This window comes from Mycobacterium sp. SMC-14 (assembly GCF_046250075.1).
Classification (GTDB): domain Bacteria; phylum Actinomycetota; class Actinomycetes; order Mycobacteriales; family Mycobacteriaceae; genus Mycobacterium.
In genome coordinates this window covers 2,611,517-2,638,224 of record NZ_CP176429.1, presented here as the reverse complement: position 1 = coordinate 2,638,224, position 26,708 = coordinate 2,611,517, and the positions used below count along the sequence as shown (strand labels likewise).

The window sequence follows — 26,708 nt, the reverse complement described above, 5'->3', positions numbered from 1 at the left end:
GCAGCCCGCAGCGGGCGGGTGGCGCAATGAGTTTTAGCCCCCGATCAGCGGAATTCGCAGCTCTGGGGTCGCCGAGGCGGTGGCCCTTAGCGTGTCTGCATGGCCGGAACCCACGTCGCATCGCAGCCGATTCGCCGCGCGGATCGGGCCCGGCAGGTCGCCGACGTGCTGCGCCATCAGATCCATGCCGGCGCCTACGACGACGGCTTGCCCGGTGAACCGGAGCTGGCCACGGAATTCGTTGTCTCCCGCAACATCGTTCGTGAGGCACTGACGGCGCTGAAGGCCGAAGGACTGATCCACCGCGGTCCCAGAACCGGCACCCACGTGGCCCAGCACAAATACGACCACGGACTGGACTCACTGCGCGGCCTGCAGGAGACCTTTGATGCGCAAGAAGTGCGCAACGAGGTGCGGGTGGCGACGACGGTGGACGCTCCGCCGTCGGTCGCCCGGCGGCTGGGGCTGGGCGCCGGTGCCCAGGTGGTCTTCATCGAACGACTGCGCTACCTCGGTGACGTGCCGCTGAGCCTGGATCAGACCTATCTGGCACCCGATATCGGCGCTGCTGTGTTGGCCCACCCCTTGGAGTCCAATGACGTGTTTCCGCTGATCGAACAGATCAGCGGCCAGCGCCTGGGCGATGCGACCCTGGCGCTGGAGGCGATTCCCGCCGACCCGCACACCGCGGCGATCCTGCAGCTTCCCGGCGGCTCGGCCCTGCTGATGCTGGAACGGCTCACCAGCCTGGAGGACGGCCGGCCCGTCGATCTCGAATACATCCGGATGCGCGGTGACCGCGTCACCATGCGCGGCACCCTGACAAGGAGCTATCCATGACACTGGTCAACGGCCGTGCCGACGTCCCCGTGACGATCGATGAATCACTGTGCATCTCCGGCTGCACGCTGTGCGTCGACATCTGCCCGCTCGATTCCCTGGCGATCAACCCGGAGAACGGCAAGGCCTTCATGCACGTCGACGAGTGCTGGTACTGCGGGCCGTGTGCGGCGCGCTGTCCGACCGGCGCCGTAACCGTCAACATGCCTTATCTCATTCGCTGAATGCATTGACCATCAAGGTGTTTCATGAAGAGATCCCTCATTCTGCTGACCAGCGCCGTCCTCGCCCTGGCCGGATGCTCGCTGGATTCCCCGACGGCGGGTGATTCCGTCGACGTGGTGGTGGGTTATCAGTCCAAGACCATCAACACCGCGACCGCGGGCACGTTGCTGCGCGCTCGCGGCTACCTGGAGCGCCGGCTCGCGGACATCACCGACCGGACGGGAACTCGCTACCGAGTCGACTGGCAGGACTACGACACCGGGGCGCCGATCACCGCGCAGATGCTCGCCGAGAAGATCGACATCGGCTCGATGGGGGATTACCCCATGCTGGTCAACGGCGTCCGAACGCGGTCCAACGAGCAGGCCCGCACCGCGATCGTTTCGGTGACCGGATACCACCCCGCCGGTGCGCTGAACATGGTGGTGGTGGCCCCCGACTCCCGTGCGGACACCCTGGCCGACCTGGCCGGGGCCAAGGTGTCGGCCAGTGTGGGCTCGGCCGGCCACGGCACGCTGCTGCGCGCACTGGCCGGCACCGGAACCGGCGTCGAGGTGCTCAACCAGCAGCCGCAGGTAGGCGCCTCAGCGCTGGAATCCGGTCAGGTTCAAGGCCTGTCGCAATTCGTCGCCTGGCCCGGCCTGCTGGTGTATCAGGACAGGGCACGCCTGCTCTACGACGGCGCCGAACTGGGCTACCCGACCCTGCACGGGGTGGTGGTACGCCGAAGCTACGCGCGGGCGCACCCCGAAGTGCTCGACGCATTCCTGCAAGCCCAGCTGGATGCCACCGACTTCCTGAAACGTAAACCGCTGGAGGCGGCCCGCATCGTCGCCGAGGGCAGCGGGCTACCGCAGGAAGTCGTCTACCTCTACAACGGGCCGGGCGGCACCTCGTTCGACGCCACCCTCAAGCCGCAGCTGGTCGCCGCGTTGAAGAACGACGTGCCCTACCTCAAGTCGATCGGCGACTTCGCCGAGCTGGATGACTTCGACGTCGATGGGTTTGTCGACGATAGGCCGCTGCGCGCGGTGTTCGATGCGCGAAAGCTGGACTACGTCAAGACGGTCGCCGAGGTCGACAAACCCAGGACGGTCGGCGGCGAGCTCTGGCTGGATGGATCCGAAACCACCGTGGCGGTGCCGGATTCCGACGCGCTGCTGGACGCCGTGCGGGCCGCGACCGCGCGCGGCGATCGCCTGCGGGCCGCCTACGTCCACGATGCCGAACTGGGCACGCGATGGTTCGCCGACAAATCGGCGTGGGTTCGCGACGGTACGCACTACCTGCCCTTCGACACGACCGCCGGGGCGAGGCGCTATGTCGCCGCCCATCCGGGTGGCGTTGTGGTGGATTATCGGCAGGCCCTGGCGGGTGCGGCATGACCGCGGTCCTCACCGGCGCCCCGGCCGCGGCTGCCCCGGTCGGCGCGGTGCCGCGCCGGGTCCGGACACTACGGCGATCGTGGCTGCTGCGGCTGGTCTCGGTGGCGGCCGCACTGGGGCTGTGGCAGTTGCTGACCGTCGCCGACGTGCGGTGGTGGCTGCGGTTCGACACGCTGCCCACCGTCGATGAGGTCTTCACCACGCTGGTGCGCCGGTTGGGCACCGAGGCGTACTGGCTGGATCTGGCGCAGTCGCTGATCCGGATCCTCACCGGATTCGGCCTGGCCGCGACGGTCGGCGTCGCCACCGGCATCCTGCTGGGCAGATCGCGGGTGGCCGCCGACGTCGTCGGCCCGCTCACCGAACTGATCCGGCCGATCCCGGCCATCGCGCTGGTCCCGGTCGCGATCCTGCTCTTCCCGGCCAGCGAACAGGGCATTGTGTTCATCACGTTCCTGGCCGCCTTCTTCCCGATCCTGGTCAGCACCCGTCACGCGGTGCGTGCGCTGCCCACACTGTGGGAGGACTCGGTCCGGACCCTGGGCGGCGGACGCTGGGATGTGTTGAGCCAGGTGGTGATTCCGGGCATCCTGCCGGGCGTGTTCGGCGGGCTCTCGGTGGGCATGGGGGTGTCGTGGATCTGCGTGATCTCCGCGGAGATGATCTCCGGGCGCCTGGGCATCGGATATCGCACCTGGCAGGCCTACACCGTGCTGGCCTACCCGGACGTGTTCGTCGGCATCATCACCATCGGCGTGCTGGGGTTCGCCACCTCGGCTGCGGTGGAGACGGTCGGGCGTCGGCTTACCCGCTGGCTGCCGCGCAGCGAGGAGAACGGGCGATGACGGTCGGCATGAGCCTGACGCTGGACCGGGTCCGGTTGTCTTACACCGATTCTCCGGTGATCGACGAGCTGAGCCTGGCCGTGCGCTCCGGCGAGATCCTGGTGCTGACCGGTCCGTCCGGTTGTGGCAAGTCGACGGTGCTGCGCGCACTGGCCGGGCTGCTGCTTCCCGATCAGGGGCGGGTGCTGGCCGACGACGCCGAGGTCAGGACCACCTCGCGGGACCGTGGCGTGGTGTTTCAGGACAACGCGCTGCTGCCGTGGCGTTCGGTGCGCTCCAACATCGAGTTGGCGCTGCGGCTGCGCGGGGTGCCGCGCACCGGGCGGCAGGCCCAAGCCGACCGGTGGATCGCCGAGCTGGGACTGACCGGTTTCGGCGACTATCTGCCGAAAAGCCTCTCCGGCGGGATGCGGCAACGGGTTCAGCTGGCCCGCGGCCTGGCCGGGGCGCCCCGCGCGGTGATGATGGACGAACCGTTCGGGGCGCTGGACAGCGCCACCCGCGCTGCCATGCAGGCGCTGCTGATCGCCACCTGGCGATCCCACCCGACCACGATCGTGTTCGTCACCCATGACGTCGACGAGGCCTTGGCACTCGGAGACCGGGTGGCGGTGCTCGGGCGCGCCGGGCAGCCGCTGCGGGCGCTTGTCGAGGTTCCCGAACCCCGCAGTGGCCGAGCAGAACCCGGACTGCGTGCCGCCATCCTCACCGCATTGGAGCACTCATGACGCAGGACTTCCGGCAGATCCCGGATGTCGCGACACCGCAGCGGCTGGACTGCGATGTGCTGGTGATCGGCGGCGGCACCGCCGGCACCATGGCCGCGCTCACCGCCGCCGAGCACGGCGCCCAGGTGCTGCTGCTGGAAAAGGCCCACGTGCGCCACTCCGGGGCGCTGGCCATGGGTATGGACGGCGTCAACAACGCCGTGATTCCCGGTAAGGCCGAACCCGAGGACTACGTCGCCGAGATCACCCGCGCCAACGACGGAATCGTCAACCAGCGCACCATCTATCAGACCGCCACCCGCGGCTTCGCGATGGTGCAGCGGCTGGAACGCTACGGGGTGAAGTTCGAAAAGGACGAGCATGGCGAGTATGCCGTGCGCCGCGTACACCGTTCCGGCTCCTACGTGCTGCCGATGCCCGAGGGCAAGGACGTCAAAAAGGCGCTCTATCGTGTGCTGCGGCAACGCTCGATGCGCGAGAGGATCCGCATCGAGAACCGGCTGATGCCCGTGCGGGTGCTCACCCGGGACGGCCGGGCGGTCGGTGCCGCCGCATTGCACACCCGCACCGGCGAATTCGTGGCCGTCGGCGCCAAGGCGGTGATCCTGGCCACCGGGCCGTGTGGGCGCCTCGGGCTGCCGGCGTCGGGCTATCTGTATGGCACGTACGAGAACCCGACCAATGCCGGCGACGGTTACTCGATGGCTTATCACGCCGGCGCCGAGCTGTCCGGTATCGAATGCTTCCAGGTCAACCCATTGATCAAGGACTACAACGGGCCTGCCTGCGCCTACGTGGCCAACCCGTTCGGCGGCTATCAGGTGAACTCCCTGGGGGAGCGATTCGTCGACTCCGACTACTGGTCGGGACAGATGATGGCCGAGGTCAAATCCGAGATCGACTCGGCGCGCGGGCCGATCTACCTCAAGGTGTCGCACCTGCCCGACGAGACGCTCTCGGCGCTGGAGAACATCCTGCACACCACCGAGCGGCCCACCCGGGGGACCTTTCACACCAACCGCGGTCACGACTACCGCACCCACGACATCGAAATGCACATATCCGAGATCGGTTTGTGCTCGGGGCATTCCGCATCGGGGGTGTGGGTCGACGAGAATGCCCGCACTACGGTTCCGGGGCTGTACGCCGCAGGCGACCTGGCCTGCGTGCCGCACAACTACATGATCGGCGCGTTCGTGTTCGGCGACCTGGCCGGTGCGGATGCGGCAGCCACGCTGGGCGAGGTCGCGGCGCCGCAGGACCTGCCGGCCGACCAGCTTGCCGAGGCCCATGAGCTGATCTATCGCCCGTTTCGCCACCCCGACGGGCCCCCGCAGCCGCAGGTGGAATACAAGCTGCGCCGGTTCGTCAACGACTATGTGGCGCCGCCGAAGTCGGCTGCCAAACTGTCGCTGGCGGTGCAGACCTTCGAGCGGATGCGCGGCGAGATCGCCCAGATGGGCGCCCGCAACCCGCACGAGCTGATGCGCGCCGTCGAGGTGTCCTTCATCCGGGACTGCGCGGAGCTGGCCGCCCGCTCTTCGCTGACCCGTACCGAGTCCCGCTGGGGCCTCTACCACGACCGTGCCGACCTGCCCGGCCGTGACGACACTCAGTGGGGCTACCACCTCAACGTGCGCAAACGTGCCGACGGCGCCATGGAATTCCTCAAGCGGCCGGTTGCGCCCTACTTCGTGGCCGTCCCCGAACTCGATGGGCTGCCCCCGACGGATCAGTCGGTGCATGCGGTCTCGCAGCCGCCGTTGCTGGGGGGCCAGGCACCGGCGACCGCGGGGTCGCGAGTTGCGGCACCGGCTGCGGTGCACCCGCCGTCGCCGCGCATCGCGGCGGTCGTCGCACTCGAGGAGCCGACGCTGGCCGATCTGGCCGGCTTCCTCGCCGATCCCGATCCGGCGGTACGCCGTACCACGGTTGCCGCGCTGAGCGAGCACACTCCCGACGGCTACGCCGCTGCGCTGTTCGGCGCGCTCGCCGATGCTGACGCCGCGGTGCGCCGGACGGCTGCCGACGGAGCGCGTGAGCTCGTCGAAGTGGTTGCGGACCCGGAGTTGGCCGGTGCGCAGCGCAGCTCGCCGGATCCGGTGGTGCGGGCCTGCGTGGTGTACGTGTTGTCCAGCCGGCGGATCGGGGACCCGGCGCACTACCGGGCCGCACTGGCCGACCCCGACCACCGAGTGCGGATCGAAGCGGTGCGCGCACTGGTCTCGGTCGACGACGCGGTGACGGTGGCGATCGGCGCCGGCGACGGCAACCGCGAAGTGCGCATCGCCGCGGCCAACGCCTTGGCGACTTTGCGCGCCGGGGCCGATACCGTACGGGTCCTGATCGGCGACCCGGACCCGCTGGTCCGTGCGGCCGCGCTGGCCGCGCTCGGTGAGATCGGCTGCGGGCCGCAGGACCTCGCCGTCGTCACGCCGGCACTGCGCGAGTCGGCATGGCAGGTGCGGGTCGGCGCGGCCCGCGCGCTGGTCGGTGCGGACGCCGAGGCGGCGGTGCCGCTGCTGACCGTGGCACTGGAGGACCCGCATCTCGACGTGCGCAAGGCCGCCGTGCTGGGGCTGACCCGCTGGGCGGAATCCGACGTCGCCGCCCACGATGCGCTGGGGATCGCGGTCAAGGACAACGACGCTGACGTTCGCGCGTATGCGCGTCGGGCCTTGCAGGAGGCGGCCGGGTCAGTACGCTGACTGGCCATGGCCACGTCGGGCGCAGTTGGCGGGTCGGGTGGCAATCCCCGGCTGTCCGTGCAGGACTGGGTGCAGGCCGGTTTCCGGATTCTTTCCGAAGACGGGCTCAAGGCGCTGACCATCGACCGGCTGTGCAAGCGGCTCGGGGTCACCAAGGGCAGCTTCTACTGGCATTTCGCCGATATGAAGGCCTACCGGCAGGCGCTGGTCGACACCTGGGCCGCCGTGCGCGACGCCGACCGTGGCGACTTCGATGCGCTGTCGGAACTGCCGCCGCGTGAGCGGTTGTCGCGCATGATGACCGCGTTGGTGGGGCCCGCCCATTGGATGCTCGAACGCGCCATGCGCGAATGGGCGCGCTCGGAGGACAGCGTCGCCGTGGCGGTACGCAGCTCGGATCGGCGGGTGCTCAACGCGGTTCGGCAGGTGTTTCTCGACGACGGCTTCGACGCGGACGAGGCCGACATGCGTGCCAACGCAACATTCGCCGCCGGGATCGGGTTTCTGCATCTGTCCGGTTCCGCGCCGAGCTCACGGGCGGCGGGACGGCGGGAACAGTTCCTGGATGTCATGCTGCGACACTGACCTCCATACCAAAAGGTATGGTACGGTCCGGGCATGGCGACCATGACGGCACCCTTGGTGACCGAGGAATTCATCTCCCGACTGGCGCAACGCGCCGCGGCAGCCGAAGAGCTGCGCCGACTGCCGGCGGACACCGTCGAGGACTTCCACAAGTCCGGACTGGCCGGCCTGCTATTGCCGGCGCGCTATGGCGGCCGGCAGGCCGAGTTTCCCGACATCCTCGAGCCGATCCGGCGCATGGCGCATGGCTGCGCATCGAGCGCCTGGACGCTCGGGTTCTACATGCTGCACAACTGGATGCTGGCGCTCTTCGGTGAGCAGGCCCAGGACGAGGTGTTCGCTGCCGGGCCGGTGCTGTGCCCGGCGCCGTTGGCACCGACCGGGCGCGGCGTGCCCGACGGTGACGGAATCCGGCTGTCCGGGCGATGGTCGTGGGCGACCGGGGTCATGGACGCCGACTGGATCATGGTCGGGGCGATCTGCGGACCCGACGACGCTCCCTACCCGGCGCTGGTGCTGCTGCCGGCGGCCGACATTCGCGTCGAGGACGTCTGGCACACCGCGGGCATGCGGGCCACCGGTTCCAACGATGTCGTCATAGAGGATGTGGCCGTCCCGTCGCACCGGCTGGTCAAGGTCGTCGACATTTACTCCGGTACCGCCCCCGGCGCCGAGCTGCACGACGCGTCGGCGTACCGGTGGCCGATGGTCCCGGCGCTGGCCCTGGTCGCCGCGATGCCCGCCCTCGGGTCGGCCGAATGGGTCGCGGACCTGTTCTCCGAGCGGTTGGCCGAACGGGTCCTGGCGTATTCCGGTGCCGCGCAGAAGAACCAGCCGGCAGCCCAGATCCGCCTCGGCGATGCGCGGGTTCGGCTGCGTGCACTGCGCGGCCTGCTCGCCGACACCGTCGGCCGGATTCAAGACGCAGTGGAGGCGAGGGAGCGGATCGGCCGCCCGGTTCGGGCCGACGCCCGGGCGGCGGCCGCGCATATCGTGCACGAATCCCGGTCCGTGATCGCCGATCTGCTCGAAGCCTCCGGTGCCAGTGCGCAGTTCGTGAGCAACCCGCTGCAGCGTGCTAAACGCGATGTCGACGTGATCTGCGGGCACGTAGTCTTCGACTACGACGTGGCACGCGAGCTGTCTGGCGCACTCGAGGCCGGCGTGAAGATCTCACCGATCTCGATGATCTGACCGACGTAAGGACACCATGAAAACTCTGTGGGTGGAGGCGAGTCCGAAGCAAGAGCACTCGCTGTCCTCGGCACTGACCCAGGCCTTCCTGGACGCCGCGCCCGCGGCCGCGGTCGGCGAGGTCGAACGGTTCTCGGTGTGGACCGACGAGATGCTGGTGTTCGGGCGCGACGCGGCGTTCGCCAAGTTCGCTCCGCTCTACGGCGAACGCCGAACCCCCGAGCAGAAGCAGATCTGGTCGGACGTGCTGGCCGAAATCGAGCGGGTCCGCTCGTTCGATCGGCTGGTGGTGTCGTCGCCGATGTGGAATTGGCATGTGCCGCATGCGCTGAAGGCCTGGATCGACGTCATCGTGCAACCGATGGCCAGCTTCACGCTCAACGAGCGCGGCGAACACGTGGGCACGCTGGGGGAGGGCAAACCGCTGCAGCTCATCTTGACCCGCTCCAGCGCCTACGACGGCGACCGCGCCGACCTGCAGGATTTCCAGCGGCCCTACCTGGAGTACGTGTTCACCATGCTGGGCTACCGCGTCCAGACCCTGGTCTTCGAGCCGACCACGCGGTGGACCCCCGAGGAGCGCGCGCAGATGCGCGATGCCGCGCTGGAGAAGGCCCGCTGCGCGGGACAGCGGCTCGCGGGGGAGAGTCGCTAGCCCAGAGCTGCCCCGGCGTAGGTCGGCTTAGGGGAATAGGAGAGCTGCCCGCCTCTGAGCGACACGGGCGGGAGCGTGGACGAGCCCATTGCGATTTGTCGCTCGGAGCCAGACAACTATCCCTATGGGTTCCTGTCGAGAACGTGGCTGACCGCTCGCCCGGCTCACAAACCCAGGGCTGCGTAGGTCCGCCGGACGAACTTCGGTTGCGCCACCCGCAGTTTGGCGATCGAGGTATTGCCGGCGACCGCGACGGCCATGTCGGTGGACAGCGTCGGGGAGTTCTGCACCAGATAGATCAGGATCAGGTCCGCGGCCGGATCCGCCTGCCACCAGGTGCCGTAGGCGCCTGGCCAGCCGAACGCTCCCGCACCGCCCGGCCCGAACAACGGCTGGGACTTCGCCGGATCGGTCACCACCGATAGATTGAGCCCGAACCCGCGCCCGACCCAGAACGGGGCGCCCAGGAACGGGTGCCGCTTCTGGTCGTCGGTGAGCTGGTCGGTGCGCATCGCCCGCGCTGAGGAGGCCGAGAGCACCCGGGTGCCGTCGAACAGGCCGTCGGCCAGCAGCATGCGGGCGAATGCCAGGTAGTCGTCGGCGGTCGACATCAGGCCGCCCCCGGCGTTGGGAAACGCCGGCATCGCGATCGGCACCGGCCCCATGGCATCGTCGCGCAGCGTGTCCCCGTCGACGCGGTACATGGTGGCGCTGCGCCCGCGTGCCTGCGAAGTGACGCAGAAACCGGTGTCGGCCATCCCCAGCGGGCCCAGGATCCGTTCCTCGATTACCTGCGGCAGCGGCTTGCCCTCGATCCGCGACAGCAGCACGCCCAGCACGTCGGTGCCGTGGCCGTAGGTGACTCGCTCACCGGGCTGGTCCACCAGGGGAAGCGCAGCCAGTGCCGTCAGCCACGCTTCGGGTCCGCGTCCGAAGGGCAGCCGCTGGTACTCCCGCGCGATGGGGCCGGGAACGGAGAATCCGTAGCCGATGCCGCAGCGGTGCGTCATCAGATCCTCGACCGTGATTGCGCGCCGTGCCGCGGTGGTGGCCTCCAGCGAACCGGCCGGCTCCACCAGCACCCGCGGTGCGGCGAACTCCGGCAGCCAGTGCGCGATGGGGTCGGTCAGTCGCAGTAGGCCTTCGTCGACCAGCGTCATCGCTGCGGCGATGGTGACCGGCTTGGTCATGGAGGCGATCCGGAACACGGTGTCGCGGGTCATCGGCAGGCCGGCGCCGACATCGCGATGGCCGATCTCGTTGACCTGCAGCACCGTGCCGCGCTGCCAGACGAGTGTCACCACGCCGGCGAGTAGGCCGGTGTCGCAGGCCTCACGCAGCGGCGCCTGATTGGGGTCGAGGTTCACCGGAACAGGCTAACGGCGGGCTGCATGCCCCGAGCGTGCGTGTCTGGGGTCGACACGCCGCGGGCGACCGCGATTCTGCGCTCGCTCGCGCCGGACTACCCGCGGGCGGATGTTAGGCTACGCGGCAGTTCGACATCCTTTAACGATCCGTCCTGCGAGGCGGAGAAGGAGGTCCTGCGGTTTCGCATGGGCGCTGCCGGTAATTCCAGCACCGACCGGGAATTGATGTCCTCGGCGGATGTGGGTCGCACTGTTTCTCGGATCGCACATCAGATCATCGAGAAGACGGCTTTAGACGACCCCGATAGAGCTAACGCCCCGCGCGTCGTGCTGTTGGGTATTCCCACCCGCGGCGTCACCCTGGCCCAGCGGCTGGCCGGCAAGATCAGCGAATTCTGCGGTGTTGACGTCGCGCACGGCGCGCTGGACATCACCTTGTACCGCGACGACCTGATGCGTCAGCCCCCGCGGCCCCTGGAACCCACCTCGATCCCGTCCGGCGGTATCGATGACGCGTGCGTGATCCTGGTCGACGACGTGCTCTTCGCCGGTCGATCGGTGCGGGCCGCACTGGACGCACTGCGCGACGTGGGCCGGCCCCGGATCGTGCAGCTGGCGGTGCTGGTGGACCGCGGCCACCGCGAACTGCCGGTGCGCGCCGACTACGTCGGCAAGAACGTGCCGACCGCTCGCGGCGAAAGCGTGCACGTCTTACTGGCTGAACACGACGGTCGCGACCAGGTGGTGATTACCCGATGAGCACCAGGCATCTGTTGGCAGCCGGCGACTTGAGCCGCGATGAGGCCACCGCGATCCTCGACGACGCCGACCGCTTCGCCCAGGCGCTGGTGGGGCGCGAGGTCAAGAAGCTGCCCACCCTGCGCGGGCGCACCGTGATCACCATGTTCTACGAGAACTCCACCAGGACCCGGGTCTCCTTCGAGGTGGCCGGTAAGTGGATGAGCGCCGACGTGATCAACGTGTCCGCGTCGGGTTCCTCGGTGAACAAGGGGGAGTCGCTGCGCGACACCGCGTTCACCCTGCGGGCCGCCGGCGCCGACGCGCTGATCATCCGTCACCCGGCTTCGGGCGCGGCACACCTGCTCTCCGAATGGACCGGAGCCGCCGAAGACGGCGGTCCCGCGGTGATCAACGCCGGTGACGGCACCCACGAGCACCCCACCCAGGCGTTGCTCGACGCGCTCACGGTGCGTCAGCGCCTGGGCGGTATCGAAGGCCGCCGCGTCGTCATCGTCGGAGACATCGTGCACAGCCGGGTGGCCCGCTCCAACGTGAGCCTGCTGTCGACCCTGGGCGCCGAGGTGGTGCTGGTGGCCCCGCCGACCCTGTTGCCGGTCGGGGTGGCCGACTGGCCGGTGACGGTCTCGCATGACTTCGACGCCGAGTTGCCGGCCGCCGACGCGGTGTTGATGCTGCGGGTGCAGGCTGAACGGATGACCGGCGGATTCTTCCCGTCGACGCGGGAGTACTCGGTGCGCTACGGGCTGAGCGAGAAGCGCCGGGCGATGCTCGCCGACCACGCCGTGGTGCTGCACCCCGGCCCGATGCTGCGCGGCATGGAGATCTCCTCGTCGGTGGCGGACTCGTCGCAATCCGCGGTGCTGCAACAGGTTTCCAACGGTGTCCATGTGCGCATGGCGGTGCTGTTCCATCTGCTGGTGGGCAGTGAGTCCGCCGGGTCGGCGACGTCGTCGTCGGGGGAGGTGGAGCTGTGAGCGTGCTGATCCGCGGAGTGCGGTGTTACGGCGAAGGCGACCAGGTCGATGTCCTGGTGACCGACGGCCAGATCGCGCAGATCGGTACCGGTCTGTCCGTACCGGATGACTGCGAGGTGATTGACGCGCCCGGACAGGTGTTGCTGCCGGGCTTCGTCGACCTGCACACGCACCTGCGTGAACCGGGCCGCGAATACGCCGAGGACATCGAAACCGGCTCGGCGGCGGCGGCCCTGGGTGGCTACACCGCGGTGTTCGCGATGGCCAACACCGACCCGGTGGCCGACTCTCCGGTGGTCACCGACCATGTCTGGCAGCGCGGACAGCAGATCGGCCTGGTCGACGTACACCCGGTCGGCGCCGTCACGGTCGGACTGGGCGGCACCCAGCTGACCGAGATGGGCATGATGGCCGCCGGTACCGCGGGTGTTCGGATGTTCTCCGACGACGGCGTCTGTGTTGATCACCCCCTGGTGATGCGACGCGCGCTGGAGTACGCGACCGGACTGGGGGTGTTGATCGCCCAGCACGCCGAGGAACCGCGGCTCACTGTCGGCTCGGTCGCCCACGAGGGGCCCAACGCCGCCCGGCTGGGCCTGGCCGGCTGGCCGCGCGTCGCCGAAGAATCGATCGTGGCTCGGGACGTGCTGCTGGCCCGCGACGCGGGCGCCCGCCTGCACATCTGCCATGCGTCCACCGCCGGAACGGTGGAGCTTCTGAAATGGGCTAAGGCGCAAGGCATCTCGGTGACTGCGGAAGTCACCCCACATCACCTGATGCTCGATGACAGCCGACTGGCCGACTACGACGGAATGAACCGGGTCAACCCGCCGCTGCGCGAGGCCTCCGACACCGAGGCGCTGCGTCAGGCATTGGCCGACGGCGTCATCGACTGTGTGGCTACCGATCACGCCCCGCACGCCGATCATGAGAAGTGCTGCGAGTTTTCCGTCGCTCGGCCAGGGATGCTGGGCCTGCAGACCGCGCTGTCGGTAGTGGTGGCCACCATGGTGCAGACCGGCCTGTTGACCTGGCGTGACGTGGCCCGGGTGATGAGCGAGCGGCCGGCCCAGATCGTCGGTCTGCCCGACCAGGGCCGCCCGCTGGAGGTGGGCGAGCCGGCCAACCTGACCGTGGTCGATCCCGACACGACCTGGGTGGTCACCGGTGCGCAGCTGGCCAGTCGCTCAGACAACACCCCCTATGAAGAGATGACCTTGCCCGCGACCGTCACCGCGACCCTGCTGCGTGGCCGGATCACAGCCCGGGACGGGAAGAGCCCGATATGAACACCCCCACGTTGATCGGCTCGCTGGTCTTCGCTTTTCTGCTGGTGGTGCTGATCGGCGTGGTGATCCGGCTGATGATGCGCGGTTGGCGCCGCCGCGGCCAGCTGCAGGATGCGCTGATCGGGACACTGCCGACGGTGCCCGACACGGTGGGGGCGCCGACCGTGGCTGCCACCCGCGGGCAGTACCTGGGGTGCACGCTGGCCCCGAAATGGAACGACCGGGTGGTGGTCGGAGACCTGGGCTACCGCACCAAGGCCGTGCTGACGCGCTACCCCGAGGGAATCATGGTGCAGCGCAGCGGCGCCCGGCCGATCTGGATCCCCGCAGACACGGTGATCGCGGTCCGCACCGAACGCGGTATCGCCGGGCGTGCCATCCCCACCCGAAACCATGACGGAGTGCTGGCGATCCGCTGGCGACTGCCGTCGGGCACTGAGATAGACACCGGCTTCCGCGCGGACGACCGCGCCGAGCACAGCCGCTGGTTGGAAGAAGAGGAAGACGACAGATGAACTCGCGAGCGGTGCTGGTTCTCGAGGACGGCCGGACGTTCACCGGAACGCCGTTCGGGGCCGTGGGGCAGACCCTGGGTGAGGCGGTGTTCTCCACCGGGATGTCCGGCTACCAGGAGACCCTGACCGACCCCAGTTATCACCGGCAGATCGTGGTGGCCACCGCCCCGCAGATCGGCAACACCGGCTGGAACCTCGAGGACGGGGAGAGTCGCGACGAAAAGATCTGGGTGGCCGGCTATGTCGTGCGCGACCCGTCGCCGCGGGCGTCGAACTGGCGGGCCACCGGCACCCTGGACGACGAGCTGATCCGCCAGGGCATCGTCGGAATCGCCGGGGTCGACACCCGGACCATCGTGCGCCACCTGCGCAATCACGGCTCGATGAAGGCCGGGGTGTTCTCCGGTGACGCGCTGGCATCAACCGATGAGCTGGTGACCCGGGTCCGCGAGCAGCCGTCGATGCTCGGCGCCGATCTCGCCGGCCAGGTCAGCACCGACGCCGGATACGTGGTGGAACCCGAGGGCGCACACCGGTTCACCATCGCCGCCCTGGACCTGGGCATCAAGACCAACACCCCACGCAACTTCTCGCGGCGCGGAATCCGCAGCCACGTACTGCCGTCGTCGGTGGACTTCGCGGCGATCGCCGACCTGAAGCCGGACGGGGTATTCCTGTCCAACGGCCCCGGGGACCCGGCCACAGCGGAGGCGATGGTGGCGTTGACCCGCGAGGTGCTCGGTGCCGGAATCCCGCTGTTCGGAATCTGTTTCGGAAACCAGATCCTGGGCCGGGCGCTGGGGCTGAGCACCTACAAGATGACGTTCGGCCACCGCGGCATCAACATCCCGGTGATCGACCACGCCACCGGCCGGGTGGCGGTGACCGCGCAGAACCACGGCTTCGCACTGGAAGGCGAAGCGGGCCAGCGCTTCGACACCGACTTCGGCCCGGCGGTGGTCAGTCACACCTGCGCCAACGACGGAGTCGTCGAGGGCGTCAAGCTCGCCGACGGCCGGGCGTTCTCGGTGCAGTACCACCCGGAGGCCGCGGCCGGACCGCACGACGCGGAATACCTGTTCGACCAGTTCGTCGACCTGATGGCAGGGGAGAAGTAATGCCGCGCCGTAGTGACCTGCGCCATGTCCTGGTGATCGGCTCCGGGCCGATCGTGATCGGACAAGCGTGTGAATTCGACTATTCGGGAACCCAGGCCTGCCGGGTGCTCAAGGCCGAAGGCCTGGAAGTGAGCCTGGTCAACTCCAATCCGGCCACCATCATGACCGACCCCGAGTACGCCGATAACACCTACGTCGAGCCCATCACCTGGGAGTTCGTCGAAAAGGTGCTCGCTCAGCAAGCCGAGCGCGGCAACAAGGTCGACGCCCTGCTGGCCACCCTGGGCGGGCAGACCGCACTGAACACCGCGGTGGCCCTGCACGAGCACGGGGTGCTGGAGCGGTACGGAGTCGAGCTGATCGGCGCCGACTTCGAGGCGATCCAGCGCGGCGAAGACCGTCAGCAGTTCAAGGACATCGTCGCCAAGGTCGGCGGCGAGTCGGCGCGTTCCCGAGTCTGCTACACCATGGCCGAGGTCGAAGAGACCGTCGCCGAACTGGGGCTGCCCGTCGTGGTTCGCCCCTCCTTCACCATGGGCGGCCTGGGATCGGGACTGGCGGCCAGCCTCGACGAGGTCGCGCGGATGGCCGGTGACGGCCTGGCCGCCTCCCCGACGGCCAACGTCCTGATCGAGGAATCCATCTACGGGTGGAAGGAATTCGAGCTCGAGTTGATGCGCGACGGCAACGACAACGTCGTCGTGGTCTGTTCGATCGAGAACGTCGACCCGATGGGCGTGCACACCGGTGACTCGGTGACCGTTGCACCGGCGATGACGCTGACCGACCGCGAATACCAGAAGATGCGCGACCTGGGGATCGCGATCCTGCGCGAGGTCGGGGTGGACACCGGCGGTTGCAACATCCAGTTCGCGGTCAACCCGCAAGACGGCCGACTCATCGTGATCGAGATGAACCCGCGGGTCTCGCGATCCAGTGCGCTGGCGTCGAAGGCGACCGGCTTCCCGATCGCCAAGATCGCCGCCAAGCTCGCGATCGGCTACACCCTCGACGAGATCATCAACGACATCACCAAAGAGACCCCGGCCTGCTTCGAGCCGGCGCTGGACTACGTCGTGGTCAAGGCACCGCGCTTCGCGTTCGAGAAGTTCCCCGGAGCCGACCCGCGGCTGACCACCACCATGAAGTCGGTGGGCGAAGCGATGTCGTTGGGCCGCAACTTCATCGAGTCGCTCGGCAAGGTGATGCGCTCGCTGGAGACCGACCGTGCCGGGTTCTGGACCAAACCGGACCCCCAGGAAGACACAGCCAGCGCCGCCCTCGACCGGTTGCGGGTGCCCACCGAGGGCCGCCTCTATGACATCGAGCTGGCGCTGCGCCTGGGCGCCACTGTGGAAGCGGTCGCCGAGGCCTCCGGGGTGGACCCGTGGTTCGTCGAGCAGATCAACGGCCTGGTGGCGCTGCGCACCGAGGTCGTCGACACCCCGGTGCTCGATGCGGACCTGCTGCGCCGCTGCAAGTACAGCGGCCTGTCGGATCATCAGATCGCCGTGCTGCGCCCGGAACTGGCCGGCGAGGACGGGGTGCGGCTGCTGCGGGACCGGCTGGGCATCCACCCGGTGTTCAAGACCGTCGACACCTGCGCGGCGGAATTCGAATCCAAGACGCCGTATCACTACAGCACCTTCGAGCTCGACCCCGCCGCCGAGACCGAGGTGGCAGCCCAGGACGTCAAACCCAAGGTGCTCATCCTGGGATCCGGACCCAACCGGATCGGCCAGGGCATCGAGTTCGACTACAGCTGCGTGCACGCCGCGATCACCTTGAGCCAGGCCGGGTTCGAGACGGTGATGATCAACTGCAACCCCGAGACGGTGTCCACCGACTACGACACCGCCGACCGGCTCTACTTCGAACCGTTGACGTTCGAAGACGTGCTCGAGGTGTACTACGCCGAACAGCAGTCGGGCCAGGGCGGACCCGGGGTAGTCGGCGTGATCGTCCAGCTCGGCGGGCAGACCCCGCTGCGGCTGGCCCAGCGGCTGGCCGACGCCGGAGTGCCGATCGTCGGAACCAGCCCGGAAGCCATCGACCTGGCCGAGGACCGCGGCGCGTTCGGCGATGTGCTGACCACCGCCGGGCTGCCGGCGCCGCGGTACGGCACGGCGACGACCTTCGAGCAGGCCAAACGGATCGCCGCCGACATCGGCTACCCGGTCCTGGTGCGTCCGTCGTACGTGCTGGGCGGTCGCGGCATGGAGATCGTCTACGACGAAGAGACCCTGCACGGCTACATCACCCGGGCCACCCAGCTGTCGCCGGAGCATCCAGTGCTGGTCGACCGGTTCCTGGAAGACGCGATCGAGATCGACGTCGACGCGCTGTGCGACGGCAGCGAGGTCTACATCGGCGGCATCATGGAGCACATCGAGGAAGCCGGCATCCACTCAGGTGACTCGGCCTGCGCACTGCCGCCGGTGACGCTGGGGCGCAGCGACATCGAGAAGGTACGGCGTGCCACCGAGGCCATCGCCCACGGTGTCGGGGTGGTGGGGCTGCTCAACGTGCAGTTCGCCCTCAAAGACGACGTGCTCTACGTGCTGGAGGCCAACCCGCGGGCCAGCCGGACGGTGCCGTTCGTGTCCAAGGCCACCGCGGTGCCGCTGGCCAAGGCCTGCGCGCGCGTCATGCTGGGCACCACGATCGCCGAACTGCGGGCCGAGGGCCTGTTGGCCGCCACGGGGGACGGGGCCACGGTCGGCCCGAACGCCCCCATCGCGGTCAAGGAGGCGGTGCTGCCGTTCCACCGCTTCCGTCGCGCGGACGGCTCCGGCATCGACTCACTGCTCGGCCCGGAGATGAAGTCCACCGGTGAGGTGATGGGGATCGACCGCGACTTCGGCACCGCGTTCGCCAAGAGCCAGACCGCCGCCTACGGGTCGCTGCCGGCCCAGGGCACCGTCTTCGTGTCGGTGGCCAACCACGACAAGCGGTCGCTGGTGTTCCCGGTCAAACGGCTCGCCGACCTTGGCTTCCGGGTGCTGGCCACCGAGGGGACCGCGGAAATGCTGCGCCGCAACGGTATTCCGTGTGACGTGGTGCGCAAGAATTTCGAGGAGCCGAGCCCGCAGCGTCCGGTCCTGTCCGCGGTGGACGCGATCCGGGCCGGTGAGGTGGATCTGGTGATCAACACGCCGTACGGCAACTCCGGTCCACGGGTGGACGGCTACGAGATCCGTTCGGCAGCGGTCAGCGTGAACATCCCGTGCATCACCACCGTGCAGGGCGCGGCCGCGGCGGTGCAGGGAATCGAGGCGGGCATCCGGGGCGATATCGGGGTGCGTTCCCTGCAGGAACTGCACAGCACCCTCGGCGGGCAGTAGTGATACCGGGGTTCGGTGCGCGCCTGGCCGACGCGATGGCGGCCCGCGGGCCACTGTGCCTGGGCATCGACCCGCACCCCGAACTGCTGGCCGCCTGGGGCCTGCCCACGACGCCGGACGGGTTGGCGGCCTTCAGCGAGACGTGTGTGACGGCGTTCGCCGGGTTCGCGGTGGTCAAGCCGCAGGTGGCGTTCTTCGAGGCGTACGGGTCGGCCGGTTTCGCCGTGCTGGAGCGCACCATCACGGCGTTGCGCGAGGCCGGTGTGCTGGTGCTGGCCGACGCCAAGCGCGGTGACATCGGCTCGACCATGGCCGCTTACGCGGCCGCCTGGGCCGGACAGTCGCCGTTGGCCTCCGACGCGGTGACCGCCTCGCCCTACCTGGGCTTCGGGTCATTGCATCCGCTGCTGGAGACCGCCGCGCAGCATCGGCGGGGTGTGTTCGTGTTGGCGGCCACCTCGAACCCGGAGGGGGCGAGCGTGCAGCGGGCCCAGGTTGCGGACGGCCGCACCGTGGCGCAGGCGATCGTCGACGCGGCCGCGGAAGCGAACAAAGCCGAGGGTGCGGCGGGACTGGGCTCGATCGGGGTCGTGGTGGGCGCCACGCTGCGTGAGGTGCCCGATCTGAGTGCCCTGGGCGGGCCAGTGCTGGTGCCGGGCGTTGGGGCCCAGGGCGGCCGCCCAGAGGCCCTTGCCGGGCTCGGAGGGGCCGCTGCGGGCACTTTGCTGCCGGCGGTTTCGCGCGACGTGCTGCGGGTCGGCCCGGATGCCGGCGCGCTGCGTGCCGCCGCTGAGCGGCTGCGGGACGCCGTGGCCTACTTGGCCGCCGCGGGATAACTCGCGACAGGGCCTGCGTAGCCGCCCGACGAGGGCGCCCACGCAGGCCCTGGATTGCCAGTTACCTGCCGCCGAAGTTGACGCCCCCACCGGTGTTGGCGCTGTAACCGCCGCCGAAGGGCCCCATGTTGACGTTGGCGCTGTTGTTCTGGCCGCCGCCGGCGCCGATTCCGTTGGGGCCGAAGTTGAAGCCGCCGTTTCGGCCGACATCCATCCCGCCGCCGAACGGTCCCATGTTGACGTTGGCGGTGTTGTTTTGACCGCCGCCGGCGCCGATTCCGTTGGGGCCGAAGTTGAAGCCGCCGTTGTTGCCGGCATTCATACCGCCGCCGAAGGGCCCCATGTTGACGTTCACCCCGCCGTTGTTGCCGGCGCCACCGGTGACTCCATCATGGGGCTCGGCGCTGGCCGTGCCGATCCCGAAAGCGCCGAGGGCCAACACCGTGGCCGCCGTAAGAGCCCACCGGCCAGCACGGCCGACTGTCATCATCGTCATGAATTCCCACTTTCTCTACCGAAACGGTATTCAGCGGAAATGTTCATAGTCTTACCCCCCATAAACACCCCCGGGTGGACCTCCCACCTGGCCGGCACATTAAGCGGCTAATCCGCGACTTCGAACGTTCAAATGTAGAAACTCCCTGAATAGTTGCTGTCAGTGCATCGGGTTCCTGGATTCCTGTTCCGTGGCGCGCCACCATGCCCTCCGCGTAGAAATACCAGGCTCGCGGTTGCGGCGTTTTCAGCGCACGAAGCCGCGTGCGCCCGCGAAACGGACACGACCACCTCGGAGCCGCGTAGGTGGCGGAACAGGGTGATCGCCCACCTCCTCGGGGTGCCGGCGTTGGTCGATGGACCCCGATGGGAGATGGCGCCGGCTGTCCAAACTCGGCCTCGACACGCCCGACACGCCGCGAGGTGCGAAGTCACTGGCATGAATGTCCGGTCACATCGCAAACGCCCCTGCCGCGCCCACGGCGCGGGATCCGATCCGGCCGAACGAAAAGAGCAAAAGGCTAGCTCAGAGCGGTTTTTCGGGCCGGGTCGCCGGGGATCGCGACTCATCCGGGGCGGGCTGACCGATGGTGGCGGACTCGGCTTGGACGGCGCCGCGCCCAAACCCCATACGCTGGGCATTTGTAGCCGGAAACGGGGGGGTGGGGTTAGATTTCGTCAGACGGCGTGGGTACGGTCGTCGTCTCTGGCCGAAGTACCTGGCCGGGACAAGGAAAACATCGACGTTGTCGATGATGACGAGACGGAGGAATCGTGGCCCTTCCCCAGTTGACCGACGAGCAGCGCGCCGCCGCGTTGGAGAAGGCGGCGGCCGCACGTCGGGCCCGAGCGGAGCTCAAGGACCGGCTGAAGCGTGGCGGCACCAATCTCAAGCAGGTGCTCAAGGACGCCGAGACCGACGAGGTCCTTGGCAAGATGAAGGTGTCTGCGCTGCTGGAGGCGTTGCCGAAGGTCGGCAAGGTCAAGGCGCAGGAGATCATGACCGAGCTGGAGATCGCCCCCACCCGCCGCCTGCGCGGCCTGGGCGACCGGCAGCGCAAGGCGCTGCTGGAGAAGTTCGACTTCTCCTGACCCGGCAGTGACTACCGGTGGAGGGCCGGGCAGCGGAAACGCGGGACGCGTTGTAGTGCTGTCCGGCCCATCCGCGGTCGGTAAGTCGAGCGTGGTCCGGTGCCTGCGAGAGCGGGTACCGGACCTGTACTTCAGTGTGTCGGCCACCACCCGGGCGCCCAGGCCCGGGGAGGTGGACGGCGTCGACTACCGATTTGTTTCGCCGGCGGAGTTCGACCGGCTAGTTGAGAAAAATGAGCTGCTGGAGTGGGCCGATATTCACGGCGGCCTGCAGCGCTCAGGTACTCCGGCGGCCCCCGTCGTAGACGCCACGCGTTCCGGTCGGCCCGTTCTGATCGAGGTCGACCTGGCCGGGGCCCGGGCCATCAAAAAGGCCCTACCGGAGGCTGTCACGGTGTTTCTGGCCCCGCCGGACTGGGAGACGTTGCAGGCCAGACTGGCCGGCCGCGGCACCGAAACCGCAGAGGTCATGCAACGCCGATTGGCCACCGCACGCACCGAGTTGGCGGCGCAGGGAGACTTCGACGCGGTCGTGGTCAACGGTCGATTGGAAACAGCCTGCTCAGAATTGGTATCCTTGCTGGTGGATACCGCACCGGGCGCGGTCTGATTTACCCGGACGACAACCAGCAGGCGTGAACCGCCCCCCCAGCCAAAGAGCTTCAGGAGATTGTCTTAAGTGAGTACCTCGCAGACCGACTCGGCCGTGGTGACCGACGCCGACGAGTTCGACCCGGCGTCGATCGGCGGTTACGACACGCCCCTCGGCATCACCAACCCGCCCATCGACGAGCTGCTGCAGCGGGCGTCGAGCAAGTACGCGCTGGTGATCTACGCGGCCAAGCGTGCGCGCCAGATCAACGACTACTACAACCAGCTCGGTGAGGGCATCCTCGAATACGTCGGGCCGCTGGTCGAGCCCGGCCTGCAGGAGAAGCCGCTGTCGATCGCGCTGCGCGAGATCCACGGCGACCTGCTCGAATACACCGAAGGCGAGTAGCGCCGAGCCGGGCAGGACGGGTCATACCGATGGGCCAGAAACGGGTCGTCGTCGGTGTCTCCGGAGGCATCGCCGCATACAAGGCGTGCACCGTGGTCCGACAGCTGGCCGAGGCCGGCCATTCGGTTCGCGTCGTCCCGACCGAGTCCGCCCTGCGCTTCGTGGGGGCGGCGACCTTCGAGGCGCTCTCGGGCCAGCCGGTTGACACCGGGGTGTTCGATGACGTGCCCCGCGTCCCGCATGTGGCGATCGGCCAGCAGGCCGACTTGGTGGTGGTGGCGCCGGCCACCGCTGATCTGTTGGCTCGCGCCGTCGCCGGCCGCGCCGACGATCTGCTGACCGCCACCCTGCTCACCGCCCGCTGTCCGGTGCTGTTCGCCCCGGCCATGCACACCGAGATGTGGCAGCATCCGGCCACCGTCGCCAATGTGGCGACGCTGCGGGAACGCGGCGCGGTGGTCCTCGAGCCCGCGTCGGGACGGTTGACCGGCGCCGACACCGGCCCCGGCCGGCTGCCCGAGGCCGAAGAGATCAATACCTTCGCCTCGCTGCTGCTGGAGCGGGCCGACGCGTTGCCGCACGACCTGGCGGGACAGAAGGTACTGGTGACCGCGGGCGGCACCCGCGAGCCCATCGACCCGGTCCGGTTCATCGGCAACCGCAGCTCGGGCAAGCAGGGTTACGCGGTGGCCCGGGTGGCGGCCCAACGCGGCGCGGAGGTCACCCTGATCGCCGCGCACACCGCGGGGCTGATCGATCCGGCCGGCGTCCACGTGGTGCACGTCAGCTCGGCCCAACAGTTGCATGACGCGGTGTCCAAGCACGCCCCCGAGGCGCACGTGCTGGTGATGGCCGCTGCCGTCGCCGATTTCCGCCCGGTGCGGGTGGCGCAGTCCAAGATCAAAAAGGGTCCCGACAGTGCGGGGGAGCCCACCATCGAACTGGTCCGCAACGACGACGTGCTGGCAGGGGCGGTCCGTGCCCGCTCCGACGGGCAGCTGCCCAATATGCGGGCCATCGTCGGCTTCGCCGCGGAGACCGGCGATGAGAACGGCGATGTGCTGTTCCATGCCCGGGCGAAGCTGCGCCGCAAGGGATGTGACCTGTTGGTGGTGAACGCGGTCGGGGACGGCCGGGCGTTCGAGGTCGATCACAACGACGGGTGGCTGCTGGCCGCGGACGGAACCGAGTCCGCCCTGGAGTCGGGCTCCAAGACTTTGATGGCCAGCCGCATTGTGGACGCGATCGCGGCGTTCCTCGGCAGCAACCGCGGCTAAGGCGGCCCATTACATCGGATCGTTGACCGCTCATTCTTCCTGGACTAACTTTCAGATCGTAAGTTAGCTGAGAGGGGTCGGGCGTGGACGATCGTCGCTACGTGGTGATCGGGGGCGGCCTGGCCGGGCTCGCCGCAGCGGTCTGGTTGGCCGAGGCCGGCAAGAAGGTGACGCTGCTGGAGCGGCGCGGGCGCCTCGGCGGGCGCACCCAGGCGATGCAGGTGCAGGGGATAGCGGACCTCGCGGACAACGGCCAGCATGTGATCGCCAGCGGCTACGACCACCTGTTTCGCTACCTGACCAGCATCGGAACCCGATCGATGGTTGAGTTTCCGACCGGCGGAACGCTGCGTTGGCCCGGCGGGGCCGCCACCACCTTGGTGACCCGCGGACTGGGAGCGGTGCGGACGCTGTTCGGGCCACACCCCGACGCGAGCCTGCTGGACCGGCTGCGGACCGCCGCGGCGACGGTGCGCCTGACCGCGGAGGCGCTGTTCCAACCCGCCGATCTGCCCGATCTGACCACCGACCAGTGGCTCCGCCGCGTCGGGATGCCGGCCCGGGCCCGGGAGGCGGTGTGGGACTGGCTGGCCCTCGGGATCGCCGCCGAGCCGGTGGACCGCGGTTCGGCCAAAGTCTTCGCCGATGTCCTTGCCACCGGAATCCGACTCGGCCTGCGCCATCGGAGTGCGGTGACGATCGGTTACCCCACCACCGATCTCGACACGCTCTATATCTCCGGCGCACTCGCCGTTTTCGATCGGCTCGGCGTAGACGTGCGTTACCGCGCGGTGGCCCGCCGAATCGTGGTGGAGGACAATGCCGTTCGCGCCGTCCAGTTGGTAGACGGCACTGAGGTGCCGGCGGATGCGGTGGTGTGTGCGGTGCCCAACTCGAACATCGCCGGCTTGCTCGACGACCTGCCCGAGCACGCCGAAATTTACGCCGCGGCAGAAAAATTGCACTACACACCGATCGTCAGCACCAACCTCTACCTGGACCGGCCGCTGGGTACCGAGGCGGCGATGGAATCGGTGATCGGCGGCACGGGCGTCATCGATGAGGTGTTCGACCGCCAGCGGATGCAGCGCCGCGATCCAGGCGGCGCCTGGCTGTATTGCCTGACCACCAGCGGCGCCTACGAACAGATTCACCGGTCCAACGAACAGATCGTGGCCGAACAGATGGACATGCTTCGCCGCTACTATCCGGCCGCGGCCGAGGCGAACGTGGTGGCCGCGCAGGTGGTCAAGATGCCCAAGGCCACCTTTTCGCAGGTTGTGGGCACTGACGGGCTGCGCCCGGATCAGCGCACCTCGGTGCCGAGCCTGGTGCTCGCCGGAGACTGGACCCGTACCGACTGGTCGGCGACCATGGAGAGCGCCGCGCAGAGTGCGGCCCGCGCGGTGGAGTTGCTGCTCGAGCTGCCGGCGTCCACGTGAGCGCGCAGCCGGAGCCGAGACGGCGGATGTCGGCGCAGGCCCGGCGGATGCAGTTGCTCGACTACGCCCGTGACATTGTCGCGGCCGAGGGTTTCGCCGCGGTGACCTTCGAACGGGTGGCCCGCTCCGCGCAGGTGACCCGGACCGTGGTGTACCAGAACTTCGGCGACATGGCCGGACTGATGACGGCCCTGCTCGACCGGGAAGCGGCGATCGCGTTTGCCGGAATGCGCAGCGTGGACGGTCCGGTCGGCGACGACCCGGACGCGCTCGGCCGCGGCATCCTGGCCTATCTGCATGCGGCGCCAACGAGTTGGCGCATCATCCTCAGCCCGCCCGCCGGCGCCCCGCCGCAATTGGCGGCCCGCACCGAAGCGGGCCGTCGCTATGCGCGGACCATCGCCGCACGGCGGCTGTCCCGGTTAGCCGGCCACCCTATCGATGCCGACGGTGTGACCATGCGGCTGCTGTTGTCCGGATTGGAAGAACTGGCCCTGCTCCATCTCACCGACCCGCACACCCACCCGGATGAATTGGTGCTGACTTATCTGCGGTCACTGGTCGGCTGGGCAGTCCGGGTCGAGACGGCGACGCCGGCGACTGGTCGGTAGAGTAGGCGGTCGCAGGGCCGAGTCGTTCTCAGATTCTCGTCGTGGGGGATGTTGTCGAGAACCTTCTGGGCGCGGGGCAGCGCAGCCATTTCCCGGCCCATGGCGCGGGGGGTGGGCACCGGGCTGCCAAGCTCTCCCGAGGACCGCACGGCTATATTAGCCCGAGCTAACTTTTGGATCGATTACCCGGAAGGCGACATTGTGAGCGAAAAGGGACGGCTGTTCACCAGCGAGTCGGTGACTGAAGGCCACCCCGACAAGATCTGTGACGCCATCAGCGACTCGGTGCTCGACGCACTGCTCGCCGATGACCCTCGCTCACGTGTCGCGGTGGAGACCCTGGTCACCACCGGCCAGGTGCACGTGGTCGGTGAGGTGACGACCAACGCCCGCGAGGCGTTCGCCAACATCACCAACACCGTGCGCGAGCGCATTCTGGAGATCGGCTACGACTCGTCGGACAAAGGCTTTGACGGCGCGAGCTGCGGGGTCAACATCGGCATCGGCGCACAGTCGCCCGACATCGCCCAGGGCGTCGACACCGCGCATGAAGCCCGCGTCGAGGGTGCGGCCGACCCGCTGGACTCCCAGGGCGCCGGCGACCAGGGCCTGATGTTCGGCTACGCGATCGCCGACACCCCGGAGCTGATGCCGCTGCCCATCGCGCTCGCCCACCGGCTCTCGCGGCGGCTGACCGAGGTCCGCAAGAACGGCACACTGGACTACCTGCGCCCGGACGGCAAGACCCAGGTCACCATCGAGTACGAAGACGACGTCCCGACCCGGCTGGACACCGTGGTCATCTCCACGCAGCACGCCGAGGGCATCGACCTGGTCAAGACCCTGGACCCCGATCTGCGGGAGCACGTGATCTCCACCGTGCTTGCCGAGCTCGCCCACGAGACCCTGGATTCCTCGTCGACCCGTGTGCTGATCAACCCGACCGGCAACTTCGTCGTCGGCGGCCCGATGGGCGATGCCGGCCTGACCGGCCGCAAGATCATCGTCGACACCTACGGCGGCTGGGCTCGCCACGGCGGCGGCGCCTTCTCCGGTAAGGACCCGTCGAAGGTGGACCGCTCGGCCGCGTACGCGATGCGCTGGGTGGCCAAGAACATCGTCGCCGCGGGCTTGGCGCAGCGCGTCGAGGTCCAGGTTGCCTACGCCATCGGCAAGGCCGCGCCGGTCGGTCTGTTCATCGAGACCTTCGGAACCGCGACGGTTGACCCGGTCAAGATCGAGAAGATCGTGCCCGAGGTCTTCGACCTGCGCCCGGGCGCGATCGTGCGGGACCTGGACCTGCTGCGTCCGATCTACGCACCGACCGCGGCGTACGGTCACTTCGGCCGCACCGACATCGAACTGCCGTGGGAGCAGCTGGACAAGGTCGACGACCTCAAGCGCGCCATCTAACTCCGCCT

25 protein-coding genes are annotated in these 26,708 nt (G+C 68.6%); 23 read left to right on the top strand and 2 right to left on the bottom strand.

Features of this window, described 5'->3' with window-relative positions; all coding sequences use genetic code 11:
- Positions 1 to 99: 99 nt before the first annotated feature.
- The 9 genes from ACKY0W_RS12270 to ACKY0W_RS12230 are packed head-to-tail and all read left to right on the top strand — an operon-like array spanning position 100 to position 9,165.
- Positions 100 to 840, top strand: a complete 741-nt coding sequence (locus ACKY0W_RS12270; protein WP_409434279.1) for a GntR family transcriptional regulator — start codon at positions 100 to 102, stop codon at positions 838 to 840.
- Entirely contained in the window at positions 837 to 1,064 is a 228-nt protein-coding gene (locus ACKY0W_RS12265) for a ferredoxin family protein (protein WP_406759286.1), read from the top strand. Before ACKY0W_RS12270 ends, ACKY0W_RS12265 begins: the two co-directional genes overlap by 4 nt.
- Positions 1,065 to 1,088: 24 nt before the next feature.
- Entirely contained in the window at positions 1,089 to 2,450 is a 1,362-nt protein-coding gene (locus ACKY0W_RS12260; RefSeq protein WP_409434278.1) for an ABC transporter substrate-binding protein, read from the top strand.
- Entirely contained in the window at positions 2,447 to 3,295 is an 849-nt protein-coding gene (locus ACKY0W_RS12255) for an ABC transporter permease (RefSeq protein ID WP_409434277.1), read from the top strand. Before ACKY0W_RS12260 ends, ACKY0W_RS12255 begins: the two co-directional genes overlap by 4 nt.
- Positions 3,292 to 4,023 (top strand): ABC transporter ATP-binding protein, encoded by a 732-nt coding sequence (locus ACKY0W_RS12250; protein WP_409434276.1) that lies wholly within the window; start codon positions 3,292 to 3,294, stop codon positions 4,021 to 4,023. Before ACKY0W_RS12255 ends, ACKY0W_RS12250 begins: the two co-directional genes overlap by 4 nt.
- On the top strand, positions 4,020 to 6,731 hold the full coding sequence (locus ACKY0W_RS12245) for a fumarate reductase/succinate dehydrogenase flavoprotein subunit (protein ID WP_409434275.1): 2,712 nt from the start codon (positions 4,020 to 4,022) through the stop codon (positions 6,729 to 6,731). The genes ACKY0W_RS12250 and ACKY0W_RS12245 overlap by 4 nt, the downstream gene beginning before the upstream one ends.
- Before the next feature lie 6 nt (positions 6,732 to 6,737).
- Positions 6,738 to 7,316: a TetR/AcrR family transcriptional regulator gene (locus ACKY0W_RS12240; RefSeq protein ID WP_409434274.1), complete on the top strand. Its 579-nt coding sequence runs from the start codon at positions 6,738 to 6,740 to the stop codon at positions 7,314 to 7,316.
- Positions 7,317 to 7,358: 42 nt separating this feature from the next.
- Positions 7,359 to 8,510 (top strand): acyl-CoA dehydrogenase family protein, encoded by a 1,152-nt coding sequence (locus ACKY0W_RS12235; protein ID WP_409437762.1) that lies wholly within the window; start codon positions 7,359 to 7,361, stop codon positions 8,508 to 8,510.
- 16 nt (positions 8,511 to 8,526) lie between these two features.
- Positions 8,527 to 9,165 (top strand): FMN-dependent NADH-azoreductase, encoded by a 639-nt coding sequence (locus tag ACKY0W_RS12230; protein ID WP_409434273.1) that lies wholly within the window; start codon positions 8,527 to 8,529, stop codon positions 9,163 to 9,165.
- Between the two features lie 164 nt (positions 9,166 to 9,329).
- Here the strand turns inward: ACKY0W_RS12230 and ACKY0W_RS12225 are convergent, their stop codons facing one another.
- Positions 9,330 to 10,532 carry a serine hydrolase domain-containing protein gene (locus tag ACKY0W_RS12225; protein WP_409434272.1) on the bottom strand — a complete coding sequence of 401 codons (1,203 nt, stop codon included), beginning with the start codon at positions 10,530 to 10,532 and terminating at the stop codon, positions 9,330 to 9,332.
- Positions 10,533 to 10,718: 186 nt separating this feature from the next.
- Between ACKY0W_RS12225 and pyrR the strand changes: the two genes are divergently transcribed.
- From pyrR to pyrF, 7 genes are read left to right on the top strand one after another with little or no spacing between them, the layout of a single operon-like run.
- Positions 10,719 to 11,291, top strand: coding sequence for a bifunctional pyr operon transcriptional regulator/uracil phosphoribosyltransferase PyrR (pyrR, locus tag ACKY0W_RS12220; RefSeq protein ID WP_409434271.1), 573 nt, complete (start codon positions 10,719 to 10,721; stop codon positions 11,289 to 11,291).
- Entirely contained in the window at positions 11,288 to 12,268 is a 981-nt protein-coding gene (locus ACKY0W_RS12215; RefSeq protein ID WP_409434270.1) for an aspartate carbamoyltransferase catalytic subunit, read from the top strand. The genes pyrR and ACKY0W_RS12215 overlap by 4 nt, the downstream gene beginning before the upstream one ends.
- A complete protein-coding gene (locus ACKY0W_RS12210; protein WP_409434269.1) occupies positions 12,265 to 13,557 on the top strand; it encodes a dihydroorotase in 1,293 nt (430 codons plus the stop codon). Before ACKY0W_RS12215 ends, ACKY0W_RS12210 begins: the two co-directional genes overlap by 4 nt.
- A complete protein-coding gene (locus ACKY0W_RS12205; RefSeq protein ID WP_409434268.1) occupies positions 13,554 to 14,072 on the top strand; it encodes a transporter in 519 nt (172 codons plus the stop codon). The genes ACKY0W_RS12210 and ACKY0W_RS12205 overlap by 4 nt, the downstream gene beginning before the upstream one ends.
- Positions 14,069 to 15,190, top strand: a complete 1,122-nt coding sequence (carA, locus tag ACKY0W_RS12200) for a glutamine-hydrolyzing carbamoyl-phosphate synthase small subunit (protein ID WP_409434267.1) — start codon at positions 14,069 to 14,071, stop codon at positions 15,188 to 15,190. The genes ACKY0W_RS12205 and carA overlap by 4 nt, the downstream gene beginning before the upstream one ends.
- Positions 15,190 to 18,534 (top strand): carbamoyl-phosphate synthase large subunit, encoded by a 3,345-nt coding sequence (gene carB / locus ACKY0W_RS12195; protein WP_409434266.1) that lies wholly within the window; start codon positions 15,190 to 15,192, stop codon positions 18,532 to 18,534. The genes carA and carB overlap by 1 nt, the downstream gene beginning before the upstream one ends.
- A gap of 2 nt (positions 18,535 to 18,536) precedes the next feature.
- Positions 18,537 to 19,370: an orotidine-5'-phosphate decarboxylase gene (pyrF, locus tag ACKY0W_RS12190; protein WP_409437761.1), complete on the top strand. Its 834-nt coding sequence runs from the start codon at positions 18,537 to 18,539 to the stop codon at positions 19,368 to 19,370.
- 61 nt (positions 19,371 to 19,431) lie between these two features.
- Here pyrF and ACKY0W_RS12185 read toward each other — a convergent pair whose 3' ends face one another.
- Positions 19,432 to 19,866, bottom strand: a complete 435-nt coding sequence (locus ACKY0W_RS12185; RefSeq protein WP_409434265.1) for a hypothetical protein — start codon at positions 19,864 to 19,866, stop codon at positions 19,432 to 19,434.
- A gap of 773 nt (positions 19,867 to 20,639) precedes the next feature.
- Here ACKY0W_RS12185 and mihF point away from each other — a divergent pair.
- The 7 genes from mihF (at position 20,640) to metK (ending at position 26,700) form a co-directional block, all read left to right on the top strand.
- Positions 20,640 to 20,957 (top strand): integration host factor, actinobacterial type, encoded by a 318-nt coding sequence (mihF, locus tag ACKY0W_RS12180; RefSeq protein WP_003932123.1) that lies wholly within the window; start codon positions 20,640 to 20,642, stop codon positions 20,955 to 20,957.
- Positions 20,958 to 20,964: 7 nt separating this feature from the next.
- A complete protein-coding gene (gene gmk / locus ACKY0W_RS12175; RefSeq protein ID WP_406781431.1) occupies positions 20,965 to 21,567 on the top strand; it encodes a guanylate kinase in 603 nt (200 codons plus the stop codon).
- Positions 21,568 to 21,636: 69 nt separating this feature from the next.
- Positions 21,637 to 21,957, top strand: coding sequence for a DNA-directed RNA polymerase subunit omega (rpoZ, locus tag ACKY0W_RS12170; RefSeq protein WP_067972944.1), 321 nt, complete (start codon positions 21,637 to 21,639; stop codon positions 21,955 to 21,957).
- 29 nt (positions 21,958 to 21,986) lie between these two features.
- Positions 21,987 to 23,234, top strand: a complete 1,248-nt coding sequence (gene coaBC / locus ACKY0W_RS12165; RefSeq protein WP_409434264.1) for a bifunctional phosphopantothenoylcysteine decarboxylase/phosphopantothenate--cysteine ligase CoaBC — start codon at positions 21,987 to 21,989, stop codon at positions 23,232 to 23,234.
- An 83-nt stretch (positions 23,235 to 23,317) separates the two neighbouring features.
- Positions 23,318 to 24,676 (top strand): hydroxysqualene dehydroxylase HpnE, encoded by a 1,359-nt coding sequence (hpnE, locus tag ACKY0W_RS12160; protein ID WP_409434263.1) that lies wholly within the window; start codon positions 23,318 to 23,320, stop codon positions 24,674 to 24,676.
- Between the two features lie 26 nt (positions 24,677 to 24,702).
- The gene (locus ACKY0W_RS12155) at positions 24,703 to 25,287 is read left to right on the top strand and encodes a TetR/AcrR family transcriptional regulator (protein ID WP_409437760.1); all 585 of its coding nucleotides are present in this window, start codon (positions 24,703 to 24,705) and stop codon (positions 25,285 to 25,287) included.
- A gap of 201 nt (positions 25,288 to 25,488) precedes the next feature.
- Entirely contained in the window at positions 25,489 to 26,700 is a 1,212-nt protein-coding gene (gene metK / locus ACKY0W_RS12150) for a methionine adenosyltransferase (RefSeq protein WP_406759304.1), read from the top strand.
- Positions 26,701 to 26,708: the final 8 nt, after the last annotated feature.